37 protein-coding genes are annotated in these 25,524 nt (G+C 66.9%); 1 reads left to right on the top strand and 36 read right to left on the bottom strand.

Annotated features, from left to right (window positions below; all coding sequences use genetic code 11):
- Positions 1-176 precede the first annotated feature (176 nt).
- Positions 177-1,049 carry a hypothetical protein gene (locus ACWEEU_RS09850; RefSeq protein ID WP_385741580.1) on the top strand — a complete coding sequence of 291 codons (873 nt, stop codon included), beginning with the start codon at positions 177-179 and terminating at the stop codon, positions 1,047-1,049.
- Positions 1,050-1,092: 43 nt separating this feature from the next.
- On the opposite strand, the gene truA is transcribed toward ACWEEU_RS09850, so the two are convergent.
- The 36 genes from truA to fusA all read right to left on the bottom strand — a co-directional run bounded on the left by truA (position 1,093) and on the right by fusA (position 25,486).
- Positions 1,093-1,947, bottom strand: coding sequence for a tRNA pseudouridine(38-40) synthase TruA (gene truA / locus ACWEEU_RS09845; protein ID WP_385741577.1), 855 nt, complete (start codon positions 1,945-1,947; stop codon positions 1,093-1,095).
- 71 nt (positions 1,948-2,018) lie between these two features.
- Positions 2,019-2,504: a 50S ribosomal protein L17 gene (gene rplQ, locus ACWEEU_RS09840; protein ID WP_199586227.1), complete on the bottom strand. Its 486-nt coding sequence runs from the start codon at positions 2,502-2,504 to the stop codon at positions 2,019-2,021.
- A gap of 194 nt (positions 2,505-2,698) precedes the next feature.
- Positions 2,699-3,721 (bottom strand): DNA-directed RNA polymerase subunit alpha, encoded by a 1,023-nt coding sequence (locus ACWEEU_RS09835; RefSeq protein WP_003966937.1) that lies wholly within the window; start codon positions 3,719-3,721, stop codon positions 2,699-2,701.
- 126 nt (positions 3,722-3,847) lie between these two features.
- Positions 3,848-4,252, bottom strand: coding sequence for a 30S ribosomal protein S11 (rpsK, locus tag ACWEEU_RS09830; protein ID WP_003956432.1), 405 nt, complete (start codon positions 4,250-4,252; stop codon positions 3,848-3,850).
- A gap of 70 nt (positions 4,253-4,322) precedes the next feature.
- Positions 4,323-4,703, bottom strand: a complete 381-nt coding sequence (gene rpsM / locus ACWEEU_RS09825) for a 30S ribosomal protein S13 (RefSeq protein WP_020132619.1) — start codon at positions 4,701-4,703, stop codon at positions 4,323-4,325.
- A 186-nt stretch (positions 4,704-4,889) separates the two neighbouring features.
- On the bottom strand, positions 4,890-5,003 hold the full coding sequence (rpmJ, locus tag ACWEEU_RS09820; protein ID WP_003998809.1) for a 50S ribosomal protein L36: 114 nt from the start codon (positions 5,001-5,003) through the stop codon (positions 4,890-4,892).
- A gap of 59 nt (positions 5,004-5,062) precedes the next feature.
- Complete coding sequence (infA, locus tag ACWEEU_RS09815) at positions 5,063-5,284, bottom strand: translation initiation factor IF-1 (protein WP_003948620.1); 222 nt, start codon at positions 5,282-5,284, stop codon at positions 5,063-5,065.
- A gap of 274 nt (positions 5,285-5,558) precedes the next feature.
- Positions 5,559-6,395, bottom strand: coding sequence for a type I methionyl aminopeptidase (gene map, locus ACWEEU_RS09810; protein ID WP_385741713.1), 837 nt, complete (start codon positions 6,393-6,395; stop codon positions 5,559-5,561).
- A gap of 97 nt (positions 6,396-6,492) precedes the next feature.
- Entirely contained in the window at positions 6,493-7,158 is a 666-nt protein-coding gene (locus ACWEEU_RS09805) for an adenylate kinase (protein ID WP_385741573.1), read from the bottom strand.
- On the bottom strand, positions 7,158-8,471 hold the full coding sequence (gene secY, locus ACWEEU_RS09800; RefSeq protein ID WP_385741570.1) for a preprotein translocase subunit SecY: 1,314 nt from the start codon (positions 8,469-8,471) through the stop codon (positions 7,158-7,160). Before secY ends, ACWEEU_RS09805 begins: the two co-directional genes overlap by 1 nt.
- A 187-nt stretch (positions 8,472-8,658) precedes the next feature.
- Positions 8,659-9,114, bottom strand: coding sequence for a 50S ribosomal protein L15 (gene rplO / locus ACWEEU_RS09795; RefSeq protein ID WP_385741567.1), 456 nt, complete (start codon positions 9,112-9,114; stop codon positions 8,659-8,661).
- Positions 9,115-9,116: 2 nt separating this feature from the next.
- Positions 9,117-9,299 (bottom strand): 50S ribosomal protein L30, encoded by a 183-nt coding sequence (gene rpmD / locus ACWEEU_RS09790; protein WP_003974250.1) that lies wholly within the window; start codon positions 9,297-9,299, stop codon positions 9,117-9,119.
- A 2-nt stretch (positions 9,300-9,301) separates the two neighbouring features.
- Positions 9,302-9,907: a 30S ribosomal protein S5 gene (rpsE, locus tag ACWEEU_RS09785; RefSeq protein ID WP_007494753.1), complete on the bottom strand. Its 606-nt coding sequence runs from the start codon at positions 9,905-9,907 to the stop codon at positions 9,302-9,304.
- A gap of 65 nt (positions 9,908-9,972) precedes the next feature.
- On the bottom strand, positions 9,973-10,356 hold the full coding sequence (rplR, locus tag ACWEEU_RS09780; RefSeq protein ID WP_199586236.1) for a 50S ribosomal protein L18: 384 nt from the start codon (positions 10,354-10,356) through the stop codon (positions 9,973-9,975).
- Positions 10,357-10,359: 3 nt separating this feature from the next.
- Positions 10,360-10,899 (bottom strand): 50S ribosomal protein L6, encoded by a 540-nt coding sequence (rplF, locus tag ACWEEU_RS09775; protein WP_385741564.1) that lies wholly within the window; start codon positions 10,897-10,899, stop codon positions 10,360-10,362.
- A gap of 24 nt (positions 10,900-10,923) precedes the next feature.
- Complete coding sequence (gene rpsH, locus ACWEEU_RS09770) at positions 10,924-11,322, bottom strand: 30S ribosomal protein S8 (RefSeq protein WP_026248232.1); 399 nt, start codon at positions 11,320-11,322, stop codon at positions 10,924-10,926.
- 212 nt (positions 11,323-11,534) lie between these two features.
- Positions 11,535-11,720: a type Z 30S ribosomal protein S14 gene (locus ACWEEU_RS09765; RefSeq protein ID WP_003948630.1), complete on the bottom strand. Its 186-nt coding sequence runs from the start codon at positions 11,718-11,720 to the stop codon at positions 11,535-11,537.
- Positions 11,721-11,725: 5 nt separating this feature from the next.
- Positions 11,726-12,283, bottom strand: coding sequence for a 50S ribosomal protein L5 (gene rplE / locus ACWEEU_RS09760; protein ID WP_026248231.1), 558 nt, complete (start codon positions 12,281-12,283; stop codon positions 11,726-11,728).
- Positions 12,280-12,603, bottom strand: a complete 324-nt coding sequence (rplX, locus tag ACWEEU_RS09755) for a 50S ribosomal protein L24 (protein ID WP_018543913.1) — start codon at positions 12,601-12,603, stop codon at positions 12,280-12,282. The genes rplE and rplX overlap by 4 nt, the downstream gene beginning before the upstream one ends.
- Positions 12,604-12,605: 2 nt before the next feature.
- Complete coding sequence (rplN, locus tag ACWEEU_RS09750) at positions 12,606-12,974, bottom strand: 50S ribosomal protein L14 (protein ID WP_003998823.1); 369 nt, start codon at positions 12,972-12,974, stop codon at positions 12,606-12,608.
- Between the two features lie 126 nt (positions 12,975-13,100).
- Positions 13,101-13,385, bottom strand: a complete 285-nt coding sequence (rpsQ, locus tag ACWEEU_RS09745) for a 30S ribosomal protein S17 (RefSeq protein WP_018543912.1) — start codon at positions 13,383-13,385, stop codon at positions 13,101-13,103.
- The gene (gene rpmC, locus ACWEEU_RS09740) at positions 13,385-13,609 is read right to left on the bottom strand and encodes a 50S ribosomal protein L29 (protein WP_007494763.1); all 225 of its coding nucleotides are present in this window, start codon (positions 13,607-13,609) and stop codon (positions 13,385-13,387) included. Before rpmC ends, rpsQ begins: the two co-directional genes overlap by 1 nt.
- Positions 13,609-14,028 (bottom strand): 50S ribosomal protein L16, encoded by a 420-nt coding sequence (rplP, locus tag ACWEEU_RS09735; RefSeq protein WP_161182738.1) that lies wholly within the window; start codon positions 14,026-14,028, stop codon positions 13,609-13,611. The genes rpmC and rplP overlap by 1 nt, the downstream gene beginning before the upstream one ends.
- A 5-nt stretch (positions 14,029-14,033) precedes the next feature.
- The gene (rpsC, locus tag ACWEEU_RS09730) at positions 14,034-14,858 is read right to left on the bottom strand and encodes a 30S ribosomal protein S3 (protein ID WP_010036723.1); all 825 of its coding nucleotides are present in this window, start codon (positions 14,856-14,858) and stop codon (positions 14,034-14,036) included.
- Entirely contained in the window at positions 14,858-15,205 is a 348-nt protein-coding gene (rplV, locus tag ACWEEU_RS09725) for a 50S ribosomal protein L22 (protein WP_019329637.1), read from the bottom strand. The genes rpsC and rplV overlap by 1 nt, the downstream gene beginning before the upstream one ends.
- A gap of 44 nt (positions 15,206-15,249) precedes the next feature.
- The gene (rpsS, locus tag ACWEEU_RS09720; protein ID WP_003992359.1) at positions 15,250-15,531 is read right to left on the bottom strand and encodes a 30S ribosomal protein S19; all 282 of its coding nucleotides are present in this window, start codon (positions 15,529-15,531) and stop codon (positions 15,250-15,252) included.
- Positions 15,532-15,543: 12 nt separating this feature from the next.
- Positions 15,544-16,380, bottom strand: a complete 837-nt coding sequence (gene rplB, locus ACWEEU_RS09715) for a 50S ribosomal protein L2 (protein WP_018543909.1) — start codon at positions 16,378-16,380, stop codon at positions 15,544-15,546.
- Between the two features lie 40 nt (positions 16,381-16,420).
- Positions 16,421-16,840, bottom strand: a complete 420-nt coding sequence (gene rplW / locus ACWEEU_RS09710; RefSeq protein ID WP_161182740.1) for a 50S ribosomal protein L23 — start codon at positions 16,838-16,840, stop codon at positions 16,421-16,423.
- Positions 16,840-17,496 (bottom strand): 50S ribosomal protein L4, encoded by a 657-nt coding sequence (gene rplD / locus ACWEEU_RS09705; RefSeq protein ID WP_199586239.1) that lies wholly within the window; start codon positions 17,494-17,496, stop codon positions 16,840-16,842. Before rplD ends, rplW begins: the two co-directional genes overlap by 1 nt.
- Before the next feature lie 8 nt (positions 17,497-17,504).
- Entirely contained in the window at positions 17,505-18,149 is a 645-nt protein-coding gene (rplC, locus tag ACWEEU_RS09700; RefSeq protein WP_018543906.1) for a 50S ribosomal protein L3, read from the bottom strand.
- 17 nt (positions 18,150-18,166) lie between these two features.
- Positions 18,167-18,475, bottom strand: coding sequence for a 30S ribosomal protein S10 (gene rpsJ / locus ACWEEU_RS09695; protein ID WP_003948644.1), 309 nt, complete (start codon positions 18,473-18,475; stop codon positions 18,167-18,169).
- 454 nt (positions 18,476-18,929) lie between these two features.
- Positions 18,930-19,457, bottom strand: coding sequence for a hypothetical protein (locus tag ACWEEU_RS09690; RefSeq protein ID WP_451730530.1), 528 nt, complete (start codon positions 19,455-19,457; stop codon positions 18,930-18,932).
- A complete protein-coding gene (locus ACWEEU_RS09685; RefSeq protein ID WP_451730527.1) occupies positions 19,454-21,451 on the bottom strand; it encodes a hypothetical protein in 1,998 nt (665 codons plus the stop codon). The genes ACWEEU_RS09690 and ACWEEU_RS09685 overlap by 4 nt, the downstream gene beginning before the upstream one ends.
- A 16-nt stretch (positions 21,452-21,467) precedes the next feature.
- Positions 21,468-21,851, bottom strand: coding sequence for a hypothetical protein (locus ACWEEU_RS09680; RefSeq protein WP_451730524.1), 384 nt, complete (start codon positions 21,849-21,851; stop codon positions 21,468-21,470).
- Between the two features lie 172 nt (positions 21,852-22,023).
- Positions 22,024-23,217, bottom strand: a complete 1,194-nt coding sequence (gene tuf, locus ACWEEU_RS09675) for an elongation factor Tu (protein ID WP_018543905.1) — start codon at positions 23,215-23,217, stop codon at positions 22,024-22,026.
- Positions 23,218-23,359: 142 nt separating this feature from the next.
- A complete protein-coding gene (fusA, locus tag ACWEEU_RS09670) occupies positions 23,360-25,486 on the bottom strand; it encodes an elongation factor G (RefSeq protein WP_385741547.1) in 2,127 nt (708 codons plus the stop codon).
- Between the last annotated feature and the right edge of the window lie 38 nt (positions 25,487-25,524).

Genomic DNA, 25,524 nt, shown 5'->3' with positions numbered 1-25,524 from the left:
CCAATACACAACGAGGAGCCAGGTTACCGGGGCACCCCCGGACGGGTCAAAACGCGTCGGAACCGAAACCCGGCGCGCCGAGATGTTCCCCCCTGTGCGGAAGGTCCCCCTATCGCCTCCCGGGCCCGTGCCCTCGGGCGTACGGGCACGCTCGGAGCCCCTCTAAGATGCGCCCCATGAGTTACGGGCAGGGGGGCTCCCAGAACCAGTGGGATCCCTGGACACCTCAATCCGAGCAGCCGTGGAGCGCCAAGGGCGACGACGGGACTCCCGACTGGGCCGCGCTCGCGGACCAGTCCGAGAACCGCAGCAAGCGCCGCAAGGTGCTGCTGATCGTCGGCGGTGCCCTGGCCACGGCCGCGATAGGCACGGCCGTCGCGATGGCCGTCGTCAGCTCGGGCAGCGACGACGACGCCGCCGGCGGCCCCTCGGCCCTGCCCCCGAGCGCCTCGCTGCCGGGCAGCGCCACAGCACCGTCCTTCGAGCCGACCAGCGCGCCGCCCCCGCTGGACCCGAAGGAGTTCATCTCCAGCGCCAAGAAGGACACCGCCCCGCTCAGCCCCGAGACCCTGTTCCCGGGCACCCAGCTCACCATGGGCGACACGGTGTACAAGAAGGGCGCCACCGCCGACACCGAGAAGTGCGCCACCGGCGCGCGCGGCACCCTCCCCAAGCTCCTCACCGCGAACAAGTGCACCCGTCTGATGCGGGTCAGCTACGTCAAGGACGGCGTGGCCGTCACCGCCGGCGTGGCCGTCTTCGACACCGCCGCCGAGGCCACCAGGTTCAAGGGCCAGACGGACACGAAGAGCATCATCTCCTCGCTTCCCGGCAAGGGCGTGAAGTCCTTCTGCGACTCGGCGATCTGCCGCACGACCACCAACACCCTCGGCCGGTACGCCTACTTCACCACCGCGGGCTTCACGAACGGCAAGGACGTCACCCTCAAGGACAACAAGGTGTTCTCGGCGGGCAACGACCTGGCGCAGTTCACCTTCCGCCAGCTCCTGCGCCGCGGCGAGGCGCAGGCGTCGGCGGCCGCGAAGTAGCCGGACGCGGGGGCTCCCCGGCCCCCGCCCCGCCTCCGGCCGCTCAGCAGCAGCCCGCCGACGGCAGCGAGCGCCGGTTGCGGGCCTCCTTGTTCCGGGCGGCCAGCAGCTCGTCGGCCGGGTAGCCGACCTCCTCCAGCGTCAGCCCGTGCGGCCGTACGACGTGCACGGCCGAGTCCCGCACCCCCGCCGCCAGCACCTTGCCCGGCCACTCGGGACCCCGGTGACCGTCGCCGGTGAACAGCAGCGCGCCGATCAGCGAGCGCACCATGTTGTGGCAGAACGCGTCCGCGCGGACCGTGGCGGTGATCACACCGTCCGCTCCGCGCACCAGGCTCAGCTCCTGAAGGGTGCGGATGGTGGTCGCGCCCTCGCGCTTCTTGCAGTACGCCGCGAAGTCGTGCTCGCCCAGCAGGGCGCGGGCCGCCTCGTTCATCGCGTCCACGTCCAGCGGCCAGTCATGCCACAGCACGTGGTTGCGCAGCAGCGGGTCGACCCCGCCGGGGTTGTCGGTGACGCGGTAGGCGTAGCGCCGCCAGATCGCCGAGAAGCGCGCGTTGAACCCGGGCGGCGCCTCGGTCAGGCTCCACACCCGTACGTCCTTGGACAGCCGCCCGGCGAGCCGCTTCAGCAGCTTCTCCCGGTGCTCGGCCCACACGTCCTCGGGCAGGTCCACGTGCGCGACCTGGCCGCGCGCGTGCACCCCTGCGTCCGTGCGCCCGGCCACGGTCAGCTCGTACGTCTCCTTGGACCGCGTGACCGTCCTGAGGGCGTCCTCGATCTCCCCCTGCACGGTCCGCCTCCCGCCGGCCTGCTTGGCCCAGCCGTGGAAGTCGGTGCCGTCGTACGACAGGTCGAGGCGGATACGGACATGGCCGGGCTGTGCTTCGTCACTCACAGGGAAAATCCTCTCAGGTACGCGAAAGCGGGCCTGCCCGGCAAGGGCAGGCCCGCTCTCAGGCGTCAGCCTCAGGCGTCCTTGGACTCCTCGGCGGGAGCCTCGGCAGCCTCGGTCTGCTCGACCTTGGCCTCCTCCGACTCCTTGACCGCACGCTTGGTGGCGGCCTCGGCCTCACCGGTCGCCTGCTGGGCGACGGTCAGGGCCTCGACCAGCTCGATGACGGCCATGGGCGCGTTGTCGCCACGGCGGTTACCGACCTTGGTGATGCGGGTGTAACCACCGGGGCGGTTCTCGTACCGCGGGCCGATCTCGGTGAAGAGCGTGTGGACGATGCCCTTGTCCGTGATGACCTGGAGCACCTGACGGCGGTTGTGAAGGTCACCCTTCTTCGCCTTGGTGATCAGACGCTCGGCGTACGGGCGCAGGCGGCGCGCCTTCGCCTCGGTGGTGGTGATGCGGCCGTGCTCGAAGAGGCTCTTCGCGAGGTTCGCGAGCAGCAGCTTCTCGTGCGCGGCACCGCCGCCCAGACGGGCACCCTTGGTGGGCTTCGGCATGGTGTTTCTCCTAGGTGTCTGCCCCGGCCGTGTCAGGTACCGAAGTCAGTATCCGAGCGAGCGGTTGCTCGTCGGAGATCCGAGCGCCTTTTTCAGACGCCCGGAGTGGTCCCGCGCCCCCGAAGGGGCGCGGGGAACCGCGCGACCGGCCGAAGCCGGTCCGCAGCCGAAGTACGGCCCTCCTCGCGGAGCGCTCAGTACTGCTCGGTCTCGACGAACCCGGCGTCCGCGTCGTCGTCGGCGCCAAAGGCGTCGGCGGCAGCGGTCGGGTCGAAGCCGGGAGGCGAGTCCTTCAGCGCGAGACCCATACCCGCCAGCTTCGCCTTGACCTCGTCGATGGACTTCGCACCGAAGTTGCGGATGTCCAGGAGGTCCGCCTCGGAACGAGCGACGAGCTCACCCACGGAGTGGATGCCCTCACGCTTGAGGCAGTTGTAGGAGCGGACCGTGAGCTCGAGCTCCTCGATGGGAAGAGCCAGGTCCGCGGCCAGGGCGGCGTCCGTCGGGGACGGACCCATGTCGATGCCCTCGGCGTCGATGTTCAGCTCGCGGGCGAGACCGAACAGCTCGACCAGGGTCTTACCGGCGGAGGCCATGGCGTCACGGGGACGCATCGCCTGCTTGGTCTCGACGTCGACGATCAGCTTGTCGAAGTCGGTGCGCTGCTCGACACGCGTGGCCTCGACCTTGTACGTGACCTTGAGAACCGGCGAGTAGATGGAGTCGACCGGGATACGGCCGATCTCCTGGCCCACCTGCTTGTTCTGCACGGCGGAGACGTAGCCGCGACCGCGCTCGACGGTCAGCTCCATCTCCAGCTTGCCCTTGCCGTTGAGCGTGGCGAGGACGAGGTCGGGGTTGTGCACCTCGACGCCGGCCGGGGGCGCGATGTCGGCGGCGGTGACCAGACCCGGACCCTGCTTGCGCAGGTACATCACGACCGGCTCGTCGTGCTCCGAGGAGACGACCAGCTGCTTGATGTTGAGGATCAGGTCGGTGACGTCCTCCTTGACACCCGGCACGGTGGTGAACTCGTGCAGGACGCCGTCGATGCGGATGCTGGTGACAGCAGCGCCGGGGATCGACGACAGGAGGGTGCGGCGGAGGGAGTTGCCGAGGGTGTAGCCGAAGCCCGGCTCCAGCGGCTCGATGACGAACCGGGAGCGGAACTCGTCGACGACCTCTTCGGTCAACGAAGGACGCTGAGCGATCAGCATGTTGTGATCCTTCAGTCAGGGGCGCCCGCTATTTGACGCCCGACTTGTACTGCAAGGGTACGGGCGGCACGGCCCCGTGAGGAGCCGTACCGCCCGGAACCGCTTGACGCGGCGGAGCGCTGTGCGTCAGACGCGGCGGCGCTTCGGCGGGCGGCAGCCGTTGTGCGGGGTCGGGGTGACGTCCTGGATGGAGCCGACCTCGAGGCCCGTGGCCTGCAGGGAGCGGATCGCGGTCTCACGACCGGAACCCGGGCCCTTCACGAACACGTCGACCTTGCGCATGCCGTGCTCCTGAGCGCGGCGGGCAGCCGACTCGGCGGCCATCTGCGCGGCGAACGGCGTGGACTTCCGGGAGCCCTTGAAGCCGACGTGGCCGGCGGAGGCCCAGGAGATCACGTTGCCCGACGGGTCCGTGATGGAGACGATCGTGTTGTTGAACGTGCTCTTGATGTGCGCGTGGCCGTGAGCGACGTTCTTCTTTTCCTTGCGGCGCACCTTCTTGGCAGCGCCCTGACGACCCTTGGGGGGCATCTACAAACTCCTACGGGGAGGTGGTCGGTCCTACAGCGAAGACCGCTGATGAAGCGTTGTCCGCTGAGGACTACTTCTTGCCCGGCTTCTTCTTGCCGGCGATGGCGCGACGCGGGCCCTTGCGGGTGCGGGCGTTGGTGCTGGTGCGCTGACCGCGGACGGGCAGACCACGACGGTGACGGAGACCCTGGTAGCAACCGATCTCGACCTTGCGGCGGATGTCGGCCTGGATCTCGCGACGGAGGTCACCCTCGGTCTTGATGTTGGCGTCCACGTACTCGCGGATCGCGACGAGCTGCTCTTCGCTCAGGTCGCGGACGCGGGTGTTCGGGTCGACGCCGGTCGCAGCCAGCGTCTCCTGGGAGAGGGTCCGGCCGATGCCGAACACGTAGGTGAGGGCGACCTCCACGCGCTTTTCGCGCGGGATGTCAACACCGGAAACGCGTGCCATTCAATGGCTCCTGGTGAATCTTCGGAGGTCTTCCACAGAACCGGCTCCCGGCCGCCGTACTAGGTACGAACCGGGTCCTCGGCCTCCGAACCGAGGGTGTCGAGCTGGATGGCTCGGGCTCTGCGTATGAACATATTCAGCTTGCGTCGCGCGAATCTCTGCGGGTGCAGAGGGATCGGTCGTGCGTCAGCCCTGGCGCTGCTTGTGGCGCGGGTTCTCGCAGATGACCATGACCCGGCCGTGACGGCGGATCACCCTGCACTTGTCGCAGATCTTCTTGACGCTCGGCTTGACCTTCATGGGTGAGGTTCTCCGGGTCAGTGCCATCACCCCGGCGAATGCCGGGATGCGGGCAAGATCTACTTGTACCGGTAGACGATCCGGCCACGCGTCAGGTCGTACGGAGACAGCTCCACCACGACCCGGTCGTCAGGGAGGATGCGGATGTAGTGCATACGCATCTTGCCGCTGATGTGTGCCAGGACCTGGTGGCCGTTCTGGAGCTCGACCTTGAACATGGCGTTCGGCAGAGACTCGACGACAGTGCCCTCGATCTCGATGGCACCTTGCTTCTTGGCCACGCTTCGCCCTTCGAATCGACTACCTTGATCGACTCTCTCACCCACCCCGAGGGGCGAGCTGCGAGCGCATGAGGACATGCGGGTGCACGAGAGCCGACGAGTCAGTCTACGTCAGCGCACCCGGAAACACGAATCGCAGAAGTCTGCCCTGCCGGGGAGATCATCATGCACCCGGGGTCCCTCTGACTGCCGGCTCCCCGGCTGTGGGCAGTCGTTCCGCTGGGGCGCAAGGGGCGGGCACAGCCCTCACCCGCAGCCGGCGAGGGCACCCGCCCTACGCCAGCGGATCCGGCGCGGCGGTGACCCCGTACTCGGCCAGCTTCGCCTTGCCCCCGTCGGGCGCGGTCAGCACCAGCGGACCCTGATCCGTCAGAGCGACCGAGTGCTCCCAGTGCGAAGACCAGGTCCCATCGGTCGTGATGACGGTCCAGTCGTCGGACAGCACCTCCGTACGAGGCGTACCCAGAGAGACCATCGGCTCGATGGCGAGGCAGAACCCCGGCACCAGCTTCGGCCCCTTGCCCCGCCGCCGCTCGACGTAGTTCAGCAGGTGCGGGTCCATGTGCATCTCGGTGCCGATGCCGTGACCGCCGTAGTCCTCGATGATCCCGTACCGCCCGCCCCCGGGCTTCGGCTGACGCCGGATGTACGTCTCGATCGCCCGCGAGATGTCCACCAGCCGGTTGCCCTGCTTCATCGCCGCGATGCCCGCCCACATCGACTCCTCGGTGACCCGCGACAGCTCGATCAGCTCGGGGGCGTGCCCGGAGCCGACGAAGGCCGTGTACGCGGCGTCGCCGTGCCAGCCGTCGACGATCGCACCGCAGTCGATGGAGATGATGTCGCCGTCCTTGAGGACGACGTCGTCGGAGGGGATGCCGTGGACGACGACCTCGTTGGCCGAGGTGCAGATCGTCGCGGGGAAGCCGCCGTACCCCAGGAAGTTCGACTTGGCGCCGTGCTCGTCGAGCACCTTGCGCGCGACCTGGTCCAGGTCGCGGGTGGTCGCGCCGGGCACCGCCGCCTCACGGGTGGCCGCGTGGATCGCGGCGACGACCAGCCCCGCCGCACGCATCTTGGCGATCTGCTCGGGGGTCTTGATCTGCACCATGGGGGGCCTGCGCTCTCCGTCACTCATCGACTGGTTAGGGACACAACACTACGGCCGCGGCGCCCGTGAGGGACACCGCGGCCGGAGGGACCGCTTGTTACTCGCTCGCGGGCTGCTCGCTCTTGAGAGCCGCCAGCGCCCGCTTGGTGATCTCGTCCACCGGACCGAGCGCGGAGATCGTCACCACCGGGCCCTGGGACCGGTAGTAGTCGATGATCGGCTCGGTCTGCGTGTGGTAGACCTCGAGCCGCTTGCGGACGGTGTCCTCGGAGTCGTCGTCGCGCTGGTACAGCTCGCCGCCGCAGACGTCGCAGACGCCTTCCTTCTTCGGCGGGCTGTACGTCTCGTGGAAGACGTGCGAGGAGTCGTTGCGGCAGATGCGCCGGCCGGCGATCCGCTTGACGACCTCGTCCTCCGGGACCTCCAGGTCCAGGACGGCGTCCAGCTTGATGCCCTCGCTCTGCAGCAGCTCGTCCAGCGCCTCGGCCTGCGAGACGTTGCGCGGGAACCCGTCGAGCAGGAAGCCGTTCTCGGCGTCCGGCTGCTCCATGCGGTCCTTGGCCATCGCGATGGTGACCTCGTCGGGGACGAGGTTGCCGGCGTCCATGTAGGACTTCGCGAGTTTGCCCAGCTCCGTCTGCCGGCTGATGTTGGCCCGGAACAGGTCGCCCGTGGAGATGTGCGGGACCGACAGAGTCTCGGCGAGGCGGACGGCTTGCGTTCCCTTACCGGCACCCGGCGGCCCGACGAGGACGATACGCATCAGCGGAGGAACCCTTCGTAATTGCGCTGCTGGAGCTGGCTCTCGATCTGCTTCACGGTCTCCAGGCCGACACCCACGATGATGAGGATGCTGGTCCCGCCGAACGGGAAGTTCTGGCTTGCTCCGAAGCCCGCCAACGCCATCGTCGGCACAAGAGCGATCAGACCCAGATACAGCGAACCCGGCCAGGTGATCCGGTTGAGCACGTAACTGAGGTACTCAGCGGTCGGTCGGCCAGCCCGGATGCCCGGGATGAAGCCACCATACTTCTTCATGTTGTCCGCGACTTCCTCGGGGTTGAACGAGATCGCCACGTAGAAGAACGCGAAGAACACGATCAGCAGGAAGTACAGCGTGATGTAGACGGGGTGGTCGCCCTTGGTCAGGTTCGCCGTGATCCAGCGCTTCCACTCCGAGTCCCCGCCCGCGAACTGCGCGACCAGGGCCGGGATGTAGAGGAGCGACGAGGCGAAGATGACCGGGATGACACCGGCCTGGTTCACCTTGAGCGGGATGTACGTCGAGGTGCCGCCGTAGGACCGGCGGCCGATCATGCGCTTCGCGTACTGCACGGGGATGCGGCGCTGGGCCTGCTCCACGAAGACGACGAGCGCGACCATGACCAGGCCGACCAGGATGACGGTGCCGAACTCGATCCAGCCGTCGGCCAGGGTGCCGGACTTCTTGATGGCCCACAGCGCGGACGGGAAGGTCGCGGCGATCGAGATGAACATCAGGATCGACATGCCGTTGCCGATGCCGCGGTCGGTGATCAGCTCACCGAGCCACATGACGACGCAGGTACCGGCGGTCATGCAGATCACCATGGTGATCGTGATGAAGATCGACTGGTCCGGGACGATGCTCGGCGCGGCGGTGCAGCCGCTGAACAGCGCGCCGGTGCGCGCGGTGGCGACCAGGCCGGTGCCCTGGAGGATGGCCAGCGCCACGGTCAGATACCGCGTGTACTGCGTGATCTTCGCCGTGCCCGCCTGACCCTCCTTCTTGAGGGCCTCCAGACGCGGGATCACCACGGTCAGCAGCTGAAGGATGATGCTGGCCGTGATGTACGGCATGATGCCGAGGGCGAAGATCGTGATCTGCAGCAGCGCGCCACCGCTGAACATGTTGACCAGTCCGAAGAGGCCCTGATTGCCGGACGCCTCGGTCACACACTGCTGGACGGCCTTGTAATTGACGCCGGGGATCGGGATGTGGGTACCGACCCGGTAGACCACGATGATGCCCAGCGTGAAGAGCAGCTTCTTGCGCAGGTCGGGCGTCCTGAACGCCCGGGCGAACGCGGTGAGCACGGTGCCTCCTGCGACCCCCGCGCAAGTGCGTCAAGGGTGACGGTCTAGAGGTTCGACGAATACGAAAAAGAACAGTGCAGGCCACCTTACCGGCGACACTGCCCCCCTAGGAACGACCAACCGGGGATACCTCAATGTGAGGTATCCCCGGTCGGGATCGTCTATGTCATCGAGAGACCTGAGGAACTCAGACCAGCTCGGTGACCGTACCGCCGGCGGCGGTGATCTTCTCCTTGGCGGAGTCGGAGACGGCGTCCACCGTCACCTGCAGCGCCACGGAGACCTCGCCCTGGCCAAGGACCTTGACGAGGCTGTTCTTGCGAACGGCACCCTTGGCCACGAGGTCCTGGACGGTGACCTCTCCACCCTGCGGGTAGAGGGAGGCCAGCTTGTCCAGGTTCACGACCTGGTACTCGGTCTTGAACGGGTTCTTGAAGCCCTTCAGCTTCGGGAGACGCATGTGAAGGGGCATCTGGCCACCCTCGAAGCGCTCCGGAACCTGGTAACGGGCCTTCGTGCCCTTGGTACCACGACCGGCCGTCTTACCCTTCGACGCCTCACCACGACCCACACGGGTCTTGGCGGTCTTGGCGCCCGGGGCGGGACGGAGGTTGTGGATCTTGAGCGGGTTCTGCTCCGCCATGATCAGTCGACCTCCTCGACCGTCACGAGGTGGCGGACGGTGTGCACCATGCCGCGGAACTCGGGGCGGTCCTCCTTGACGACCTGCGTGTTGATGCCCTTGAGACCAAGGGAACGCAGGGTGTCACGGTGGTTCTGCTTGCTGCCGATGTAGGACTTGACCTGCGTGATCTTGAGCTGCGCCATGATTACGCACCCGCCCCGGCACGCGCACGCAGCAGGGCCGCGGGAGCGACGTCCTCGAGCGGCAGACCGCGGCGGGCCGCGACCTCCTCCGGACGCTGCAGGCCCTTGAGGGCCGCCACGGTGGCGTGCACGATGTTGATCGCGTTGTCGGAGCCCAGGGACTTCGACAGGATGTCGTGGATACCGGCGCACTCGAGCACCGCACGCACCGGGCCACCGGCGATAACACCGGTACCGGGGGACGCGGGCTTGAGCAGGACGACGCCGGCAGCCTTCTCACCCTGGATGGGGTGGGGGATGGTGCCCTGGATACGGGGGACCTTGAAGAAGTGCTTCTTGGCCTCCTCAACACCCTTGGCGATGGCGGCCGGCACCTCCTTGGCCTTGCCGTAACCGACACCCACGGTGCCGTCACCGTCGCCCACCACGACCAGCGCGGTGAAGCTGAAGCGACGACCACCCTTCACAACCTTGGCGACGCGGTTGATCGCGACAACGCGCTCAACGTACGCGGTCTTCTCGGCGGCAGCTGCGCCGCCGTCACGGCCCTTCCGGTCCCGCCGCTCGCCGCCACCGGCACCGCCACCGCGGCGCTGGGGTCCAGCCATTGGAATTACCTCTCTCTTTATCCGCTAGCTACGCAGCGTCTGAAAGTCGCTGCGCGACGGGCGACTCAGAACTTGAGTCCGGCTTCGCGGGCGGCGTCCGCCAGGGCGGCGATGCGCCCGGCGTACTGGTTGCCACCACGGTCGAATACGACAGCCTCGACACCGGCGGCCTTGGCGCGCTCGGCGACCAGGGCGCCGACGGACTTGGCCTGCGTCGACTTGTCGCTCTCGCCGCCGCGGATCGAGGCGTCCAGGGTCGACGCCGACGCCAGGGTGTGACCCTTGATGTCGTCGATGACCTGGGCCACGATGTGGCGGTTCGAGCGCGTCACGACGAGACGCGGGCGCTCAGCCGTACCCGAGATGTGCTTACGGATCCGGATGTGACGGCGCTTGATCGCGGCGCGCTTGTAGGCGTCGCCCTTGAGGATCTTCTGTCCGTATGCCATGGCTTACTTACCCGCCTTTCCGACCTTGCGGCGGATGACTTCGCCCTCGTACTTGACGCCCTTGGCCTTGTACGGGTCGGGCTTGCGCAGCTTGCGGATGTTCGCCGCAACCTCGCCGACCTTCTGCTTGTCGATGCCCTCGACCTGGAAGCGGGTCGGGGTCTCCACCTTGAAGGTGATGCCCTCGGGGGCCTCGACGACGATCGGGTGGCTGTAGCCGAGCGCGAACTCGAGGTTCGAACCCTTGGCGGTCACTCGGTAACCGACACCGCTGATCTCGAGCTTCTTCACGTAACCCTGGGTCACGCCGGTGATCATGTTCGCCACCAGCGTGCGGGACAGGCCGTGCAGGGCCTTGTTCTGACGCTCGTCGTTGGGGCGGGTGACGTTCAGAACGCCGTCCTCACCCTTGGCGATGTCGATCGGCGCCACGACGGTGTGGGTCAGGGTGCCCTTGGGGCCCTTGACCGAGACCGTACGGCCGTCGATGGTGACGTCCACGCCGGCGGGAACCGTGATGGGGAGCTTGCCAATACGCGACATAGCTGTTTCCTCCGTTCCCTTCCGTTACCAGACGTAGGCGAGAACTTCTCCGCCTACGCCCTTCTTGCCGGCCTGCTTGTCGGTGAGGAGCCCGTGGGACGTGGAGATGATCGCCACGCCGAGGCCGCCCAGCACCTTGGGCAGGTTGGTGGACTTCGCGTAGACCCGGAGACCGGGCTTCGAGATCCGCTTGATGCCCGCGATGGAGCGCTCACGGTTCGGACCGAACTTCAGCTCGAGAACGAGGTTCTTGCCGACCTCGGCGTCCTCGGTCTTCCAGCCGGTGATGAAGCCCTCCTGCTGGAGGATCTCCGCGATGTGAGACTTGATCTTCGACGCCGGCATCGTCACGGAGTCGTGGTATGCCGAGTTCGCGTTACGCAGACGCGTAAGCATGTCTGCGATCGGATCAGTCATGGTCATGAATTGGCCTTCGGCCTCTCTCGCCGGGGTTTCCTGGTGCGCCATCCCTCTCCCCGATCCGGGACGGGGCGGGTGCGGCGCGGTGGACCTACGGCGTAGTAAGTCGTACGGGCGCGACAGACGCCCAACCCCGCAAGCCTACGGCATGTGGGGAAGGGCCTCTGTCGACCCAGATGCTTACCGAGAGCTTCAGGAATCCCTGTTTAGGGGGATTACCAGGAGCTCTTGGTCACGCCCGGCAGCTCGCCACGGTGAGCCATCTCACGAAGGCACACGCGGCAGAGGCCGAACTTGCGGTACACGGAGTGCGGACGGCCGCAGCGCTGGCAGCGCGTGTAGCCACGCACACCGAACTTGGGCTTGCGAGCAGCCTTAGCGATAAGAGCCTTCTTCGCCATCTCGCTCACGCCTCCTTGAACGGGAAGCCGAGGTGACGAAGGAGCGCGCGGCCCTCAGCGTCGTTGGTCGCCGTGGTGACCACGGTGATGTCCATACCCCGGACGCGGTCGATCTTGTCCTGGTCGATCTCGTGGAACATGACCTGCTCCGTGAGACCGAAGGTGTAGTTGCCACGGCCGTCGAACTGCTTGGGGGACAGACCACGGAAGTCGCGGATGCGCGGGAGCGCGAGCGACAGGGTGCGGTCCAGGAACTCCCACATGCGGTCGCCACGGAGCGTGACGTGGGCACCGATCGGCTGACCCTCACGCAGCTTGAACTGCGCGATGGACTTGCGGGCCTTGGTGATGGCCGGCTTCTGACCGGTGATGGTGGTCAGGTCACGGACGGCACCGTCCATGAGCTTGGAGTCACGGGCGGCGTCGCCGACACCCATGTTGACCACGATCTTGACGAGGCCGGGGATCTGCATGACGTTCTCGTACTTGAACTCGTCACGCAGCTTGCCCGCGATCTCCTCGCGGTACTTCTGCTTCAGACGCGGAGTGGTGGTAGTCATCAGATGTCCTCACCCGTCCGCTTGGCAACGCGGATCTTGTTGCCCTCGTCGTCGAAGCGGTAACCGACGCGCGTGACGACCTTGTTGCCGTCCTTCTCCACGACCAACTGAACGTTGGAGACGTGGATGGGGGCCTCGGTGGTCACGATGCCGCCGGCCTGGGAGCCGCTGGCGGTCGGGCCGGCCTTGGTGTGCTTCTTGACCCGGTTGACACCCTCGACCAGGACACGCTCGTCGCGCGGGTAAGCGGCAATGACCTTGCCCTGCTTGCCCTTGTCCTTACCGGTGATGACCTGGACCAGGTCGCCCTTCTTGATCTTCATGCTTACAGCACCTCCGGCGCGAGCGAGATGATCTTCATGAACTTCTTCTCGCGCAGCTCACGGCCGACGGGGCCGAAGATACGGGTGCCGCGAGGGTCGCCGTCGTTCTTCAGAATGACGGCGGCGTTCTCGTCGAAGCGGATGTACGAGCCGTCCGGACGGCGGCGCTCCTTGACGGTGCGAACGATGACCGCCTTGACGACGTCACCCTTCTTCACGTTGCCGCCGGGGATCGCGTCCTTGACGGTGGCGACGATGACGTCACCGATGCCCGCGTAGCGGCGACCGGAGCCACCGAGCACACGGATGCAAAGGATTTCCTTCGCACCAGTGTTGTCGGCGACACGCAGTCGCGACTCCTGCTGGATCACGTCTATCTCCTGTTTGTCTGCCGGTTCCCGGCCGGGGTCCGGTGAAGGACCCCGGCCGAGCCTGGCGGAACGACCTGCGGATTTACCCCGCAGGAATACCTTGCTTCAGCAACTCCCTTGCGGGAATTACTTGGCCTTCTCGAGGATCTCGACGACGCGCCAGCGCTTCGTCGCGGACAGCGGCCGGGTCTCCATGAGGAGGACACGGTCGCCGACACCCGCGGCGTTCTGCTCGTCGTGGGCCTTGAGCTTGTTCGTACGGCGGATGACCTTGCCGTACAGCGCGTGCTTCACGCGGTCCTCGACGGCGACGACGACGGTCTTGTCCATCTTGTCGCTGACGACGAGACCCTCACGGGTCTTGCGGAAGCCGCGGGCCTCTGCGTTCTCAGTCACGTTCTTCTCGCTCATCAGGCGTTCTCCACCGTTTCGATGCCCAGCTCACGCTCGCGCATCAGGGTGTAGATCCGCGCGATGTCCTTGCGGACCGCCTTCAGACGGCCGTGGTTCTCGAGCTGTCCCGTGGCCGCCTGGAAGCGGAGGTTGAACAGCTCTTCCTTGGCCTCGCGGAGCTTCGCGAGAAGCTCCTCGTTGCCCAGCTCGCGCAGCTCGGACGCCTTGGTACCGGCCGACATCACGCTTCACCTGCCTCGCGCTTGACGATCCGGCACTTCATCGGCAGCTTGTGAGCCGCACGAGTGAGGGCCTCACGCGCAATCTTCTCGTTGGGGTAGGACAGCTCGAACATGACCCGGCCCGGGTGCACGTTCGCGATCCACCACTCCGGAGAACCCTTACCGGAACCCATGCGGGTCTCGGCAGGCTTCTTCGTCAGCGGACGGTCCGGGTAGATGTTGATCCAGACCTTGCCGCCACGCTTGATGTGGCGGGTCATCGCGATACGGGCCGCCTCGATCTGGCGGTTGGTCACGTACGCCGGCGTGAGGGCCTGAATGCCGTACTCGCCGAACGCGACCTGCGTACCGCCCTTGGCCTGACCACGGCGCTTCGGGTGGTGCTGCTTGCGGTGCTTGACCCTACGGGGGATCAGCATGACGGTCAGGCCTCCGTTCCGGTGCTCTCAGCCGGAGCGGCGGCAGCGGGAGCCTCGGCCTTGGGGGCCTCGGCGCCGGCAGCCTGCTGCGGCTTGCGACCGCGCCGCTCGCCACCACGGCCACCACGGGCCGGGCGGTCGGCACCACCGCGGGCCGGGCGGTTACCCGCACGGGCCGCAGCGTTCTCGGCGCGGACCTCGGCGATGTTCTTGACATCGCCCTTGTAGATCCAGACCTTCACACCGATGCGGCCGAAGGTCGTCTTGGCCTCGAAGAAGCCGTAGTCCACGTTCGCGCGGAGCGTGTGCAGGGGCACGCGGCCCTCGCGGTAGAACTCCGAGCGGGACATCTCGGCGCCACCGAGGCGGCCGCCGCACTGGATCTTGATGCCCTTGGCGCCGGCCTTCATGGCGGACTGCATGCTCTTGCGCATGGCCCGACGGAAGGAGACGCGGGAGGAGAGCTGCTCGGCAACGGCCTGGGCCACCAGCTGCGCATCCGTCTCGGGGTTCTTGACCTCGAGGATGTTGAGCTGGACCTGCTTGCCCGTGAGCTTCTCGAGGTCGCCGCGGATGCGGTCGGCCTCGGCGCCACGGCGGCCGATGACGATGCCCGGACGAGCGGTGTGGATGTCCACACGCACGCGGTCACGGGTGCGCTCGATCTCAACCTTCGAGATGCCGGCGCGCTCCATGCCGGACGTCATCATCCGACGGATGGCGACGTCTTCCTTGACGTAGTCCTTGTACAGCTTGTCGGCGTACCAACGCGACTTGAAGTCGGTCGTGACACCGAGCCGGAACCCATGCGGGTTAACCTTCTGGCCCATTACCGGGTTCCTTCCTTGCTGCTGACGACCACGGTGATGTGGCTGGTCCGCTTGCGGATCCGGTAGGCACGGCCCTGGGCGCGCGGCCGGAACCGCTTCAGGGTCGGGCCCTCGTCGACGTACGCCTCGGAGATGTAGAGGCTGTCGGCGTCGGTGTGGTCGTAGTTGTGCGCGGCGTTGGCGATGGCGCTGTCGAGCACCTTGCCGACCGGCACGGAGGCTGCCTGCGGAGCGAATCGCAGAACAGCCTGAGCCTCCGTGGCATCCATGCCACGGATAAGGTCCACCACGCGGCGGGCCTTCATGGGCGTAACGCGGATGTACCGCGCCTGGGCCCTGGCTTCCATGGTTGTCCCTCTCAGTTACTTACGTGTCTGAATGCGATCCGCTACTAGCGGCGCTTCGACTTCCGGTCGTCCTTGACGTGGCCCCGGAAGGTGCGCGTCGGCGAGAACTCGCCGAGCTTGTGGCCGACCATCGACTCGGTGACGAACACCGGGATGTGGGTCTTGCCGTTGTGCACCGCAAGGGTGTGACCCAGCATGGCCGGGACGATCATCGAGCGGCGGGACCAGGTCTTGATGACGTTCTTGGTGCCGGCTTCGTTCTGGGCGTCCACCTTCTTGATCAGGTGGTCGTCGACGAAGGGCCCCTTCTTCAGGCTACGAGGCATCTCAACCCGTCCTTAGCGCTTCTTGTTCGTCTTGCGGCGGCGGACGATGTACTTGTTCGACGCCTTCTTGGGCGAACGAGTACGGCCTTCCTTCTTGCCCCACGGGGACACAGGGTGGCGACCACCGGAGGTCCGGCCCTCACCACCACCGTGCGGGTGGTCAACCGGGTTCATGACCACACCACGGACGGTCGGGCGAACGCCCAGCCACCGCTTACGGCCGGCCTTACCCCAGTTGATGTTGCTCTGCTCGGCGTTGCCGACCTCGCCGACGGTGGCGCGGCAGCGCACGTCGACCAGACGGATCTCACCGGAAGGCATGCGCAGGTGGGCGTAGGCGCCCTCCTTCGCAAGGAGCTGCACGGAGGCACCGGCGGAACGGGCGAACTTGGCACCGCCACCGGGACGGAGCTCGATCGCGTGGATCGTGGTACCGACCGGGATGTTGCGGAGGGCCAGGTTGTTGCCCGGCTTGATGTCGGCGCCCGGACCGTTCTCGACGCGGTCACCCTGCTGCAGGTTGCGCGGGGCGAGGATGTAGCGCTTCTCGCCGTCGGCGTAGTGCAGCAGCGCGATGCGCGCGGTGCGGTTGGGGTCGTACTCGATGTGCGCGACCTTCGCCGGCACGCCGTCCTTGTCGTGACGACGGAAGTCGATCACTCGGTAGGCGCGCTTGTGTCCGCCACCCTGGTGGCGAACGGTCACACGACCGGCGTTGTTACGGCCGCCCTTGCTGTGCAGCGGGCGGACCAGCGACTTCTCCGGCGTGGACCGCGTGACCTCGACGAAGTCGGCGACGCTGGCACCACGACGGCCCGGCGTAGTCGGCTTGTACTTGCGGATTCCCATTTCTCAGTCCTCGTCCGATATCGGACGATCCAGACCGCCCTTAGGCGGTCGGACCGCCGAAGATGTCGATACGGTCGCCCTCGGCGAGGGTCACGATCGCGCGCTTGGTGGCGGCACGCTGACCGAAGCCGGTCTTCGTGCGCTTGCGCTTGCCCTGGCGGTTGATCGTGTTGACCCCGGTGACCTTGACGTCGAAGACCGCCTGGACGGCCTGCTTGATCTGGGTCTTGTTGGCGTTCGGGTCGACGATGAACGTGTACTTGTTCTCGTCGATGAGCGAGTAGCTCTTCTCCGAGACGACCGGCTTCAGCAGGACGTCACGGGGGTCCGTGTACGACTTGCTCAGCGGGGTCTCGACGGTGTTCTTGCCCTCGGTGGCGTGGCGCTTCGCCTTGGCGACGCGCGCGGCCTTGGCGGCCTTGGCGGCCTTCGAGGCGATGCTCGGGTGACGCGTAGCCATCAGGCTTCGCTCCCTTCGGTGTCAGCGGCCTTGGGGCCAGACACGAAGGACTCGAACGCGGCCTGGGTGAAGACCACGTCGTCCGAGACGAGAACGTCGTACGTGTTCAGCTGGCCCGGCTCCAGGATGTGGACCTGGGGCAGGTTGCGGGCGGAGAGCCACGCGGCCTCGTCGGCGCGCTCGACGACCAGGAGCAGGTTCTTGCGCTCCGAGATCTTGCCGAACAGGCTCTTGGCGGCCTTCGTGGACGGGTTCGCACCCTCGACCACGCCGGAGACGACGTGGATGCGGTTGTGACGCGCCCGGTCGGTGAGGGCGTGGCGCAGGGCCGCGGCCTTCATCTTCTTCGGGGTCCGCTGCGAGTAGTCACGCGGCTGCGGGCCGTGGACGACGCCACCGCCGGCGAACTGCGGGGCGCGGGTCGAACCCTGACGGGCGCGACCGGTGCCCTTCTGGCGGTACGGCTTGCGGCCACCGCCGCGCACCTCGCCACGCGTCTTCGTCTTGTGGGTGCCCTGGCGGGCAGCGGCGAGCTGGGCGACGACGACCTGGTGGATCAGCGGGATGCTGATCTTCTCCACGTCGAAGATCTCCGCGGGGAGCTCGACGGAACCGGCCTTGTCGCCAGCCGGCGAAAGGATGTCAACAGTGCTCATCGGTTACCTCAGGCCCCCTTGGCCGCGGTGCGGACCAGGACGAGGCCGCCGTTCGGACCAGGAACCGCGCCCTTGATGAGCAGCAGACCCTTCTCCGCGTCAACGGCGTGGACGGTCAGGTTCTGGGTGGTGACCCGCTCGTTGCCCATGCGACCCGCCATGCGCATGCCCTTGAAGACACGGCCGGGGGTAGCACAGCCACCGATGGAACCGGGCATACGGTGCACACGGTGGGCACCGTGGGACGCCTTGCCACCCTTGAAGTTGTGGCGCTTCATGACACCGGCGAAGCCCTTGCCCTTGCTCTTCGCGGTGACGTCAACCTTGACGCCCGACTCGAAGACCTCGGCAGTGATCTCCTGGCCCAGCGTGTACTCGCTGGCGTCGGAGGTACGGAGCTCCACCAGGTGGCGGCGCGGGGTGACGTCGGCCTTGGCGAAGTGACCCTTGAGGGGCTTGTTCACCTTGCGCGGGTCGATCTCGCCGAAGGCGATCTGGACCGACTCGTAGCCGTCGACGTCGTTCGTGCGGACCTGGGTCACGACGTTCGGGCCGGCCTTGACGACGGTGACCGGAACAACACGGTTGTTCTCGTCCCACACCTGCGTCATGCCGAGCTTCTCGCCCAGGATGCCCTTGATCTGCTTAGCCATTCTCAGATCACCGACCCTCAGAGCTTGATCTCGATGTCGACACCGGCCGGGAGGTCGAGTCGCATCAGGGAGTCAACGGTCTTGGGCGTCGGGTCGAGGATGTCGATCAGGCGCTTGTGCGTGCGCATCTCGAAGTGCTCGCGCGAGTCCTTGTACTTGTGCGGCGACTTGATGACGCAGTACACGTTCTTCTCAGTGGGCAGCGGCACCGGGCCCGCGACCGACGCACCAGTGCGGGTCACCGTCTCGACGATCTTCTTCGCCGAGGAGTCGATGACCTCGTGGTCGTAGGCCTTGAGCCGGATGCGGATCTTCTGTCCCGCCATGGCTACTCAGTAGTCCTGTCTCTCAACGCTCTGGAACCCGGTGGTTTCCGATTGCCTTCTCTCCGACCCACGCGGTCGGGCGTGTCGCGCTCCCGCTGACAGAAATGTCCCTCTTCGGAACATCCCTACGGGGAATGCACACGGCCCGTCCGGAACCGCGGACCGGGGGCGGAAGGCCCACCGAGTGCCTGGTCGGTGCCGCACCCACGCTTCCCGGAAGATTCCCGTACGTCCAACCCGCAGGGGGTTGACGAGTACTGTGGGACTCGCTTCCGGTCCTCCCGGCGGGAGGCGCGCAGCATCAACACTCGACCGAGCAACTCGGACAGTCTGCCATATGGGGCAGCCCCCTGGCCAATCGAGCCGAAGAGATTACCCCGAGAGTGACGCAGGTCAAACACCAGCGCGCGGGACGGGGGTCCGGGGTGACCCCGCCGCCCCCGGAACCTCCGGCTCACCGACACCCCAGGGTCCCCACCGTGGCCGGGAAGTAGGCCCGCATGAACTTCTCGATGTCCTTGCGGTGACTCTGATCCGTGAGCTTGATCTGCGGGAGCTGGAGGGTGAGGGTGAAGTACCTTCCCTCGCTTGTTACGCAGGGAACGGACGCCAGAGCGCCGTCATTCCCGGCATATATTGGGTACTCAGCTTTGATGAGGCGCGGCTCCGAGATTTTCAGCAGCGACGATTTTTGCAGGCTGGGTACCCTCGGTTCATCCGTGGTCCAGTAGAAGTAGAAGTCCAGAAGTGGCTTGCCACCCGAATACAGAACGCAGGGGGCAGACGTCGGCTCCTTGCGAACGACACGGTTGAACTCACGCAGATTGTCAGCGGGTTTCACCAGCAACCGGGAGACATCGTCCTCGACGCGAGTGCCACAGATGGACTTCGGGAGGGCTTCCGCAGGAGCACTGCAGGACGCCGCAAGCGCGGACAGGACCGCCAAGGCCACCATGGGGCCTGGTCGAAGCATCGCTTTCATTTGAGCTGCTCCCCCGAGACTCCCCTGGCATGTGAGAGTCCGTCCTCCGCAGAGCGGTTGATCAAAGCCTGCTGCTCGTAGCGCGCTTCGCCTTGACCGTGCACCTTTCCCCATTCGGCGGCGAGGGCAATCAACTGCCCATTCCTCACCCTGTACGCCTCGGTGTTCTTATCGGCGCTTTCCTCGTCCAACCGCTTCTGCTCATCCTCCAACCACTTCCCCGTAACGTAATCAAACCCCTCCTGCACATCCTCACTCGCGACAGGGAGATAACCGATCGCCTTGTCGAACAGCGGCTTCGTTTCGAAGGTGGCCGTTTGAGGGTCGCCCTGGGACTGGAGGCGGGCCTCTTCGAGGAAGCCGATCGTGCGGCCGGCGCGGAGGAGGGGTTCGGGGGACGGGGAGTGGGTGGCGTGGATGCCCGACACCATCGCCTGGTTGAGGCCGCCGTTCAGGACGTCGTAGGCGCCCCTGGTCTTGGAGACCTGTTTCGTGACCTCGAAGAGTTCGTCCTGGGGGAGGTGGGCGCGGGAGATGTCGACCTCGCTCATCGCGGCGTGGACGGTCGGACCGTGGTTGACCAGGATGTTCGCCAGGGGGCGCCGCAGGGAGGGTGGGAAGTCGTCGCCCTGGGCGGAGAGATGGTGGAGGGCCGACTTGAGGACCGCCTCGTTCCGCGCGGTGTGCGGGACGCAGTGGCCCCCCGTCGAGGAGACCCCCGTCGCGCCCGCTTCCAGCGCCGCCCCGAAGCCCGCGCGGTCGTCACCGTCCAGGCCCGGCGTGTACGTCCCGGCCCGCCCCTCCCGGAGGCTCACCGACCAGTCCCGCTCCTTCACCAGATAGCGCATGTGGGCATCGGAGGAGAGGTAGTGGGCCGCGGTGGCGGGGTCACGGGCCATCAGGCCGAGCGCGCCGTCCACGGGGTCGTTGGCGAACCAGCCGGAGCGGCCGCCCGCGTACTGCCCCTTCAGCCGCCAGATCCCGGGCTGGTGCCGCTCGGCGGCGATCAGGTCGTCGGTCAGGTCTTCCACCATGCGACCCGAGTAGCCGTGACCCGCGCGCATGAGCGTGACCAGGGACTGGTAGCCGAAGGCCTTGTCCAGCCGTTCGCCCTGCGCGTCCGTGGCCCAGTGCCGGACGCCGGCCCGGCGCATACCGGCGCGCCAGTGGCGGTACCAGGAGGACTCGGTGTCCCGTGTGGCCGTGGCCAGGCTGTTCGCGAGGCCGGATTCCAGCTCGCCGTACGCCGGTCCGAGTCCGGGGACGCCGCGGGGACCGTGGAGCAGGTCGTTCAGTTCGTTCGTGAGACGGACCGTGCCCGCGGGACCGAGGTCGTCCAGGATCATGCGGGAGAAGACCTCGTCGCCCGCGTTGTCCCTGAACTCCCGCCGTAGTTCGGCGAGTTCGCCCGCAGACAGCCGCCCGCCCCGGCTCAGCCGCTCCAGCGGCCCCTCCGCCGCCAGCGCCTCGTACTTCTCGACGTCCCCGAGAGCGGCCCCGTTGAAGCCCCGGCCCGAGCCGGCACCGTCCACCGCCGAGGTCAGCGCCAACCGCACACCCTCGTCCGCGTCCGACACCGCCCGTACGGCGTGATCGATGCGGTCCTGCCACGCCCGCACGACGGACGACTCGGCACCGTCCCCCGTCACCACCCCCTGGTCCGACACCCGCAGCCCCGCCCCCACCGCCTCCCGCCGCACCCCGCTCAACCGCCCCCGCAACTGCGTGAACTGCGCGTGCGCGTCCCGCAGCAGAGAGGCGATCGCCTTCGCCTCCGTCTGCGCCGACCGGAACTCCCCCAGGGTGACGCCGAAGCGCCCGTGCGCCGCCTCCGCACTCATGCCGGACCAGGCGGGGGCGAGGGTGATGCCGTACACCTGCCCCCGGTACGCCTTCTCCTGCCGTGCGAACTCCCCCGCCATCGCGTCCCACCGCTCGGCGGCGCCGGTGAGTGCGGCGAGGTCGGCGCTCATGATCTCGTGGTACGTCGGCATCCCGGCGCTCCCCCGCTCAGTACCGGTCAAGCGCCGACACGCGCCGTGCGCGCGCGCCGACGTCCAGGTCCGCCGCCGTCAGGGCGGTGATCGTGCCGCCCAGCGCGTCCTTCTCCGCGCCCAGCCGGTCCAGCAGGTTCCGCACCTGCGCGCCCCAGGCCGCGTGCGCGGTGCGCAGGGCCGCCGAGGTCAGCCAGCCGTCGCCGTCCCGCGCGCCGAACGCCTTCACCGCGGCGCCGGTCTCGTCCTCCGCCCAACGCCCGGCCGCCCGCGTGTCCGGCTCCAGAGAGTCCTGCAACGCCCGCGCCGCCGCCCGCTGCCGCGCGGGCGAGGAGGCCAGCAGCCCTCCCCCGCGCTGGGAGCCGGCACCGGGTACGAGAGAAACACCGGGTCCGTCCACCGTCCACCCTCCGATCAGCCGTCCACCACCCTCAACCGGCCGGAGCCGATCTTCGTCACGGTGGGTTGTCGGGACCCGGGTTGACGCCGCCGCGGATACGACGAAGAGGCCCGTACGACCGGAGTCGTACGGGCCTCTCGAAGGTCAGTCAGTGACCTCGAAGCAAGGGAACTTACTTCGTGATCTTGGTGACCTGGCCGGCGCCCACCGTGCGGCCACCCTCACGGATGGCGAACTTCAGGCCCTCTTCCATGGCGACGGGCTGGATGAGCTCCACCTTCATCTCGGTGTTGTCACCAGGCATGACCATCTCGGTGCCCTCGGGGAGGGTCACAACGCCGGTCACGTCCGTCGTACGGAAGTAGAACTGCGGACGGTAGTTGTTGAAGAACGGCGTGTGGCGGCCACCCTCGTCCTTGGACAGGATGTAGGCCTGGGCCTCGAACTCGGTGTGCGGGGTGACCGAACCGGGCTTGATGATGACCTGGCCGCGCTCGACGTCCTCGCGCTTGATGCCGCGGAGCAGCAGACCGACGTTCTCACCGGCCTGGCCCTCGTCGAGCAGCTTGCGGAACATCTCGATGCCGGTGACCGTGGTGGTGGTCTTCTCCGGCTTGATGCCGATGATGTCGACGGTCTCGTTGACCTTCAGGACACCACGCTCGATACGACCGGTGACGACGGTGCCACGACCGGTGATCGTGAAGACGTCCTCGATCGGCATCAGGAACGGCTTGTCGACGTCACGCTCGGGCTGCGGGATGGCCTCGTCGACGGCCTTCATCAGCTCGAGAACCGACTGGGTCCACTCGGGGTCACCCTCGAGGGCCTTGAGCGCGGAGACCTTGACGACCGGAACGTCGTCGCCCGGGAACTCGTACTCGGAGAGGAGCTCACGGACCTCGAGCTCGACGAGCTCCAGGATCTCCTCGTCGTCCACCATGTCGGCCTTGTTCAGGGCGACGACGATGTACGGAACGCCGACCTGGCGGGCCAGGAGCACGTGCTCCTTGGTCTGCGGCATCGGGCCGTCGGTGGCGGCGACCACGAGGATCGCGCCGTCCATCTGCGCGGCACCGGTGATCATGTTCTTGATGTAGTCCGCGTGACCCGGGCAGTCGACGTGGGCGTAGTGACGCGCATCGGTCTGGTACTCGACGTGCGCGATGGAGATGGTGATACCGCGCTGACGCTCTTCGGGCGCCTTGTCGATGTTGTCGAACGCGGTGGCCTCGTTCAGGTCCGGGTACGCGTCGTGCAGCACCTTGGTAATGGCGGCCGTGAGGGTCGTCTTACCGTGGTCGATGTGACCGATGGTGCCGATGTTGACGTGCGGCTTAGTCCGCTCGAACTTCGCCTTCGCCACTGGGTCCTCCTGTGGAGTGGTTCTGGTACGCCTTACTCATCGGCGCCAGGTGATCTTTGCTGGGATGCCGCCCGCCGGGGTGTTTCCGAGTGGTCCGACCCCGGCGGTCGGTGTCAAGCCTAAAGCGTGTAAACGGGGTGCGTTACTCGCCCTTGGCCTTCGCGATGATCTCCTCGGCGACGTTCCGCGGAACCTCGGCGTAGGAGTCGAACTGCATCGAGTAGCTTGCGCGACCCGAGGTCTTGCTGCGGAGGTCTCCGACGTAGCCGAACATCTCCGAGAGGGGCACGAGGCCCTTCACGACGCGGGCACCGGCCCGCTCCTCCATGGCCTGGATCTGGCCACGGCGGGAGTTGATGTCGCCGATGACCTCACCCATGTAGTCCTCGGGCGTGGTGACCTCGACGGCCATCATCGGCTCGAGGAGCACGGGCGAAGCCTTGCGCGCGGCCTCCTTGAAGGCCTGCGAACCGGCGATCTTGAAGGCCAGCTCGGAGGAGTCGACCTCGTGGTAGGCACCGTCGAGAAGAATGACGCGGACGCCCGTCATCTCGTAGCCGGCCAGGATGCCGAACTGCATGGCCTCCTGCGCACCGGCGTCCACCGAAGGGATGTACTCCTTCGGGATACGGCCACCGGTGACCTTGTTCACGAACTCGTACGAGGTGTCGCCACCCTCGAGCGGCTCGATCGCGATCTGCACCTTGGCGAACTGACCGGTACCACCGGTCTGCTTCTTGTGGGTGTAGTCCACGCGCTCGACGGCCTTGCGGATCGTCTCGCGGTACGCGACCTGCGGCTTGCCGACGTTGGCCTCGACCTTGAACTCACGGCGCATACGGTCGACCAGCACCTCGAGGTGCAGCTCGCCCATACCACCGATGATGGTCTGGCCGGTCTCCTCGTCCGAGTGAACCTGGAAGGAGGGGTCCTCCTCCGCGAGACGCTGGATGGCGACACCCAGCTTCTCCTGGTCACCCTTGGACTTAGGCTCGATGGCGACCTGGATCACCGGCGCCGGGAAGTCCATGGACTCCAGGATGACCGGGTTCTTGTCGTCGGACAGCGTCTCACCGGTGGTGGTCTGCTTCAGGCCCATGACGGCGACGATGTCGCCGGCGCCCACCGAGTCGATCTCCTCACGCTTGTTGGCGTGCATACGGTAGATCTTGCCGATGCGCTCCTTCTTGCCCTTGACGGAGTTCAGCACCGAGGTGCCGGACTCCAGGCGGCCCGAGTAGACCCGGACGAAGGTGAGCTTGCCCAGGTGCGGGTCGCTCATGATCTTGAACGCGAGCGCGGACAGCGGCTCGTCCTCGGACGGCTTGCGCTTGACGACGACCTCGGGGTCCTTGACGTCGTGGCCCTCGATGGCCTCGACGTCGAGCGGGGTCGGCAGGTAGCGCACGACCGCGTCGAGCAGGGGCTGGACGCCCTTGTTCTTGAACGCGGTACCGCAGAACACCGGGGTGACGGTGGTGCCGTCGGACTTGCCGGACGCGATGGTGATACGACGGATCGCGGCGTACAGCTGCTCCTCGGTGGGCTCCTGGCCCTCCAGGTACAGCTCCATGATCTCTTCGTCGTTCTCCGCGACGGCCTCGACGAGCTTGCCGCGCCATTCCTCGGCAGCCTCGGTGTGGGTGTCCGGGATGTCGACGACGTCGTACATCTCGCCCTTGGCCGCCTCGGCGGACCACACGAGCGCCTTCATGCGGACCAGGTCGATGACGCCCTTGAAGTCCGCCTCGGCACCGATCGGGAGCTGCATGACGAGCGGCTGGGCGCCCAGGCGGTCCGAGATCATGTCCACGCAGCGGTGGAACTCGGCGCCGGTACGGTCCAGCTTGTTCACGAAGCAGATACGCGGCACGCCGTAACGGTCGGCCTGACGCCACACCGTCTCGGACTGCGGCTCCACACCGGCGACACCGTCGAACACCGTCACGGCGCCGTCGAGCACGCGGAGCGAACGCTCCACCTCGACGGTGAAGTCGACGTGACCCGGGGTGTCGATGATGTTGATGGTGTAGTCACTGCCCTCGAGAGGCCAGTGGCAGGTGGTGGCAGCAGACGTGATCGTGATGCCACGCTCCTGCTCCTGCTCCATCCAGTCCATCGTGGCGGCGCCGTCGTGGACCTCACCGATCTTGTACGACACGCCGGTGTAGAACAGGATCCGCTCGGTGGTGGTCGTCTTGCCCGCGTCGATGTGGGCCATGATCCCGATGTTGCGGACCTTGGCCAGGTCAAGTGAAGTGGTAGCCATAAGGCTTCAGTCTTCTCTCGGTCTCGATGTGGGTAGCG

The organism is Streptomyces sp. NPDC005004, from assembly GCF_053600675.1.
This window is presented reverse-complemented; position numbering and strand designations above follow the sequence as displayed.

Bases quoted from the DNA above. Each gene is read 5' to 3' on its own strand.
- ACWEEU_RS09850 (WP_385741580.1), top strand. From the start codon at position 177: ATGAGTTACGGGCAGGGGGGCTCCCAGAACCAGTGGGATCCCTGGACA.
- rplQ (WP_199586227.1), bottom strand. From the start codon at position 2,504: ATGCCGAAGCCCACCAAGGGTGCCCGTCTGGGCGGCGGTGCCGCGCAC.
- ACWEEU_RS09835 (WP_003966937.1), bottom strand. From the start codon at position 3,721: ATGCTGATCGCTCAGCGTCCTTCGTTGACCGAAGAGGTCGTCGACGAG.
- rpsK (WP_003956432.1), bottom strand. From the start codon at position 4,252: ATGCCCCCCAAGGGTCGTCAGGGCGCTGCCAAGAAGGTGCGCCGCAAG.
- rpsM (WP_020132619.1), bottom strand. From the start codon at position 4,703: ATGGCACGCGTTTCCGGTGTTGACATCCCGCGCGAAAAGCGCGTGGAG.
- rpmJ (WP_003998809.1), bottom strand. From the start codon at position 5,003: ATGAAGGTCAAGCCGAGCGTCAAGAAGATCTGCGACAAGTGCAGGGTG.
- map (WP_385741713.1), bottom strand. From the start codon at position 6,395: ATGGTGCAGATCAAGACCCCCGAGCAGATCGCCAAGATGCGTGCGGCG.
- ACWEEU_RS09805 (WP_385741573.1), bottom strand. From the start codon at position 7,158: ATGCGTATCGTCCTCGTCGGGCCGCCGGGTGCCGGTAAGGGAACGCAA.
- rplO (WP_385741567.1), bottom strand. From the start codon at position 9,114: ATGGCGGAGCAGAACCCGCTCAAGATCCACAACCTCCGTCCCGCCCCG.
- rpmD (WP_003974250.1), bottom strand. From the start codon at position 9,299: ATGGCGCAGCTCAAGATCACGCAGGTCAAGTCCTACATCGGCAGCAAG.
- rpsE (WP_007494753.1), bottom strand. From the start codon at position 9,907: ATGGCTGGACCCCAGCGCCGCGGTGGCGGTGCCGGTGGCGGCGAGCGG.
- rplR (WP_199586236.1), bottom strand. From the start codon at position 10,356: ATGGCATACGGACAGAAGATCCTCAAGGGCGACGCCTACAAGCGCGCC.
- rplF (WP_385741564.1), bottom strand. From the start codon at position 10,899: ATGTCGCGTATTGGCAAGCTCCCCATCACGGTTCCCGCCGGCGTGGAC.
- rpsH (WP_026248232.1), bottom strand. From the start codon at position 11,322: ATGACCATGACTGATCCGATCGCAGACATGCTTACGCGTCTGCGTAAC.
- ACWEEU_RS09765 (WP_003948630.1), bottom strand. From the start codon at position 11,720: ATGGCGAAGAAGGCTCTTATCGCTAAGGCTGCTCGCAAGCCCAAGTTC.
- rplX (WP_018543913.1), bottom strand. From the start codon at position 12,603: ATGAAGATCAAGAAGGGCGACCTGGTCCAGGTCATCACCGGTAAGGAC.
- rpsQ (WP_018543912.1), bottom strand. From the start codon at position 13,385: ATGAGCGAGAAGAACGTGACTGAGAACGCAGAGGCCCGCGGCTTCCGC.
- rpmC (WP_007494763.1), bottom strand. From the start codon at position 13,609: ATGTCGGCCGGTACCAAGGCGTCCGAGCTGCGCGAGCTGGGCAACGAG.
- rplP (WP_161182738.1), bottom strand. From the start codon at position 14,028: ATGCTGATCCCCCGTAGGGTCAAGCACCGCAAGCAGCACCACCCGAAG.
- rpsC (WP_010036723.1), bottom strand. From the start codon at position 14,858: ATGGGCCAGAAGGTTAACCCGCATGGGTTCCGGCTCGGTGTCACGACC.
- rplV (WP_019329637.1), bottom strand. From the start codon at position 15,205: ATGGAAGCCAGGGCCCAGGCGCGGTACATCCGCGTTACGCCCATGAAG.
- rpsS (WP_003992359.1), bottom strand. From the start codon at position 15,531: ATGCCTCGTAGCCTGAAGAAGGGGCCCTTCGTCGACGACCACCTGATC.
- rplB (WP_018543909.1), bottom strand. From the start codon at position 16,380: ATGGGAATCCGCAAGTACAAGCCGACTACGCCGGGCCGTCGTGGTGCC.
- rplW (WP_161182740.1), bottom strand. From the start codon at position 16,840: ATGGCTACGCGTCACCCGAGCATCGCCTCGAAGGCCGCCAAGGCCGCC.
- rplD (WP_199586239.1), bottom strand. From the start codon at position 17,496: ATGAGCACTGTTGACATCCTTTCGCCGGCTGGCGACAAGGCCGGTTCC.
- rplC (WP_018543906.1), bottom strand. From the start codon at position 18,149: ATGGCTAAGCAGATCAAGGGCATCCTGGGCGAGAAGCTCGGCATGACG.
- rpsJ (WP_003948644.1), bottom strand. From the start codon at position 18,475: ATGGCGGGACAGAAGATCCGCATCCGGCTCAAGGCCTACGACCACGAG.
- ACWEEU_RS09690 (WP_451730530.1), bottom strand. From the start codon at position 19,457: ATGAAAGCGATGCTTCGACCAGGCCCCATGGTGGCCTTGGCGGTCCTG.
- ACWEEU_RS09685 (WP_451730527.1), bottom strand. From the start codon at position 21,451: ATGCCGACGTACCACGAGATCATGAGCGCCGACCTCGCCGCACTCACC.
- fusA (WP_385741547.1), bottom strand. From the start codon at position 25,486: ATGGCTACCACTTCACTTGACCTGGCCAAGGTCCGCAACATCGGGATC.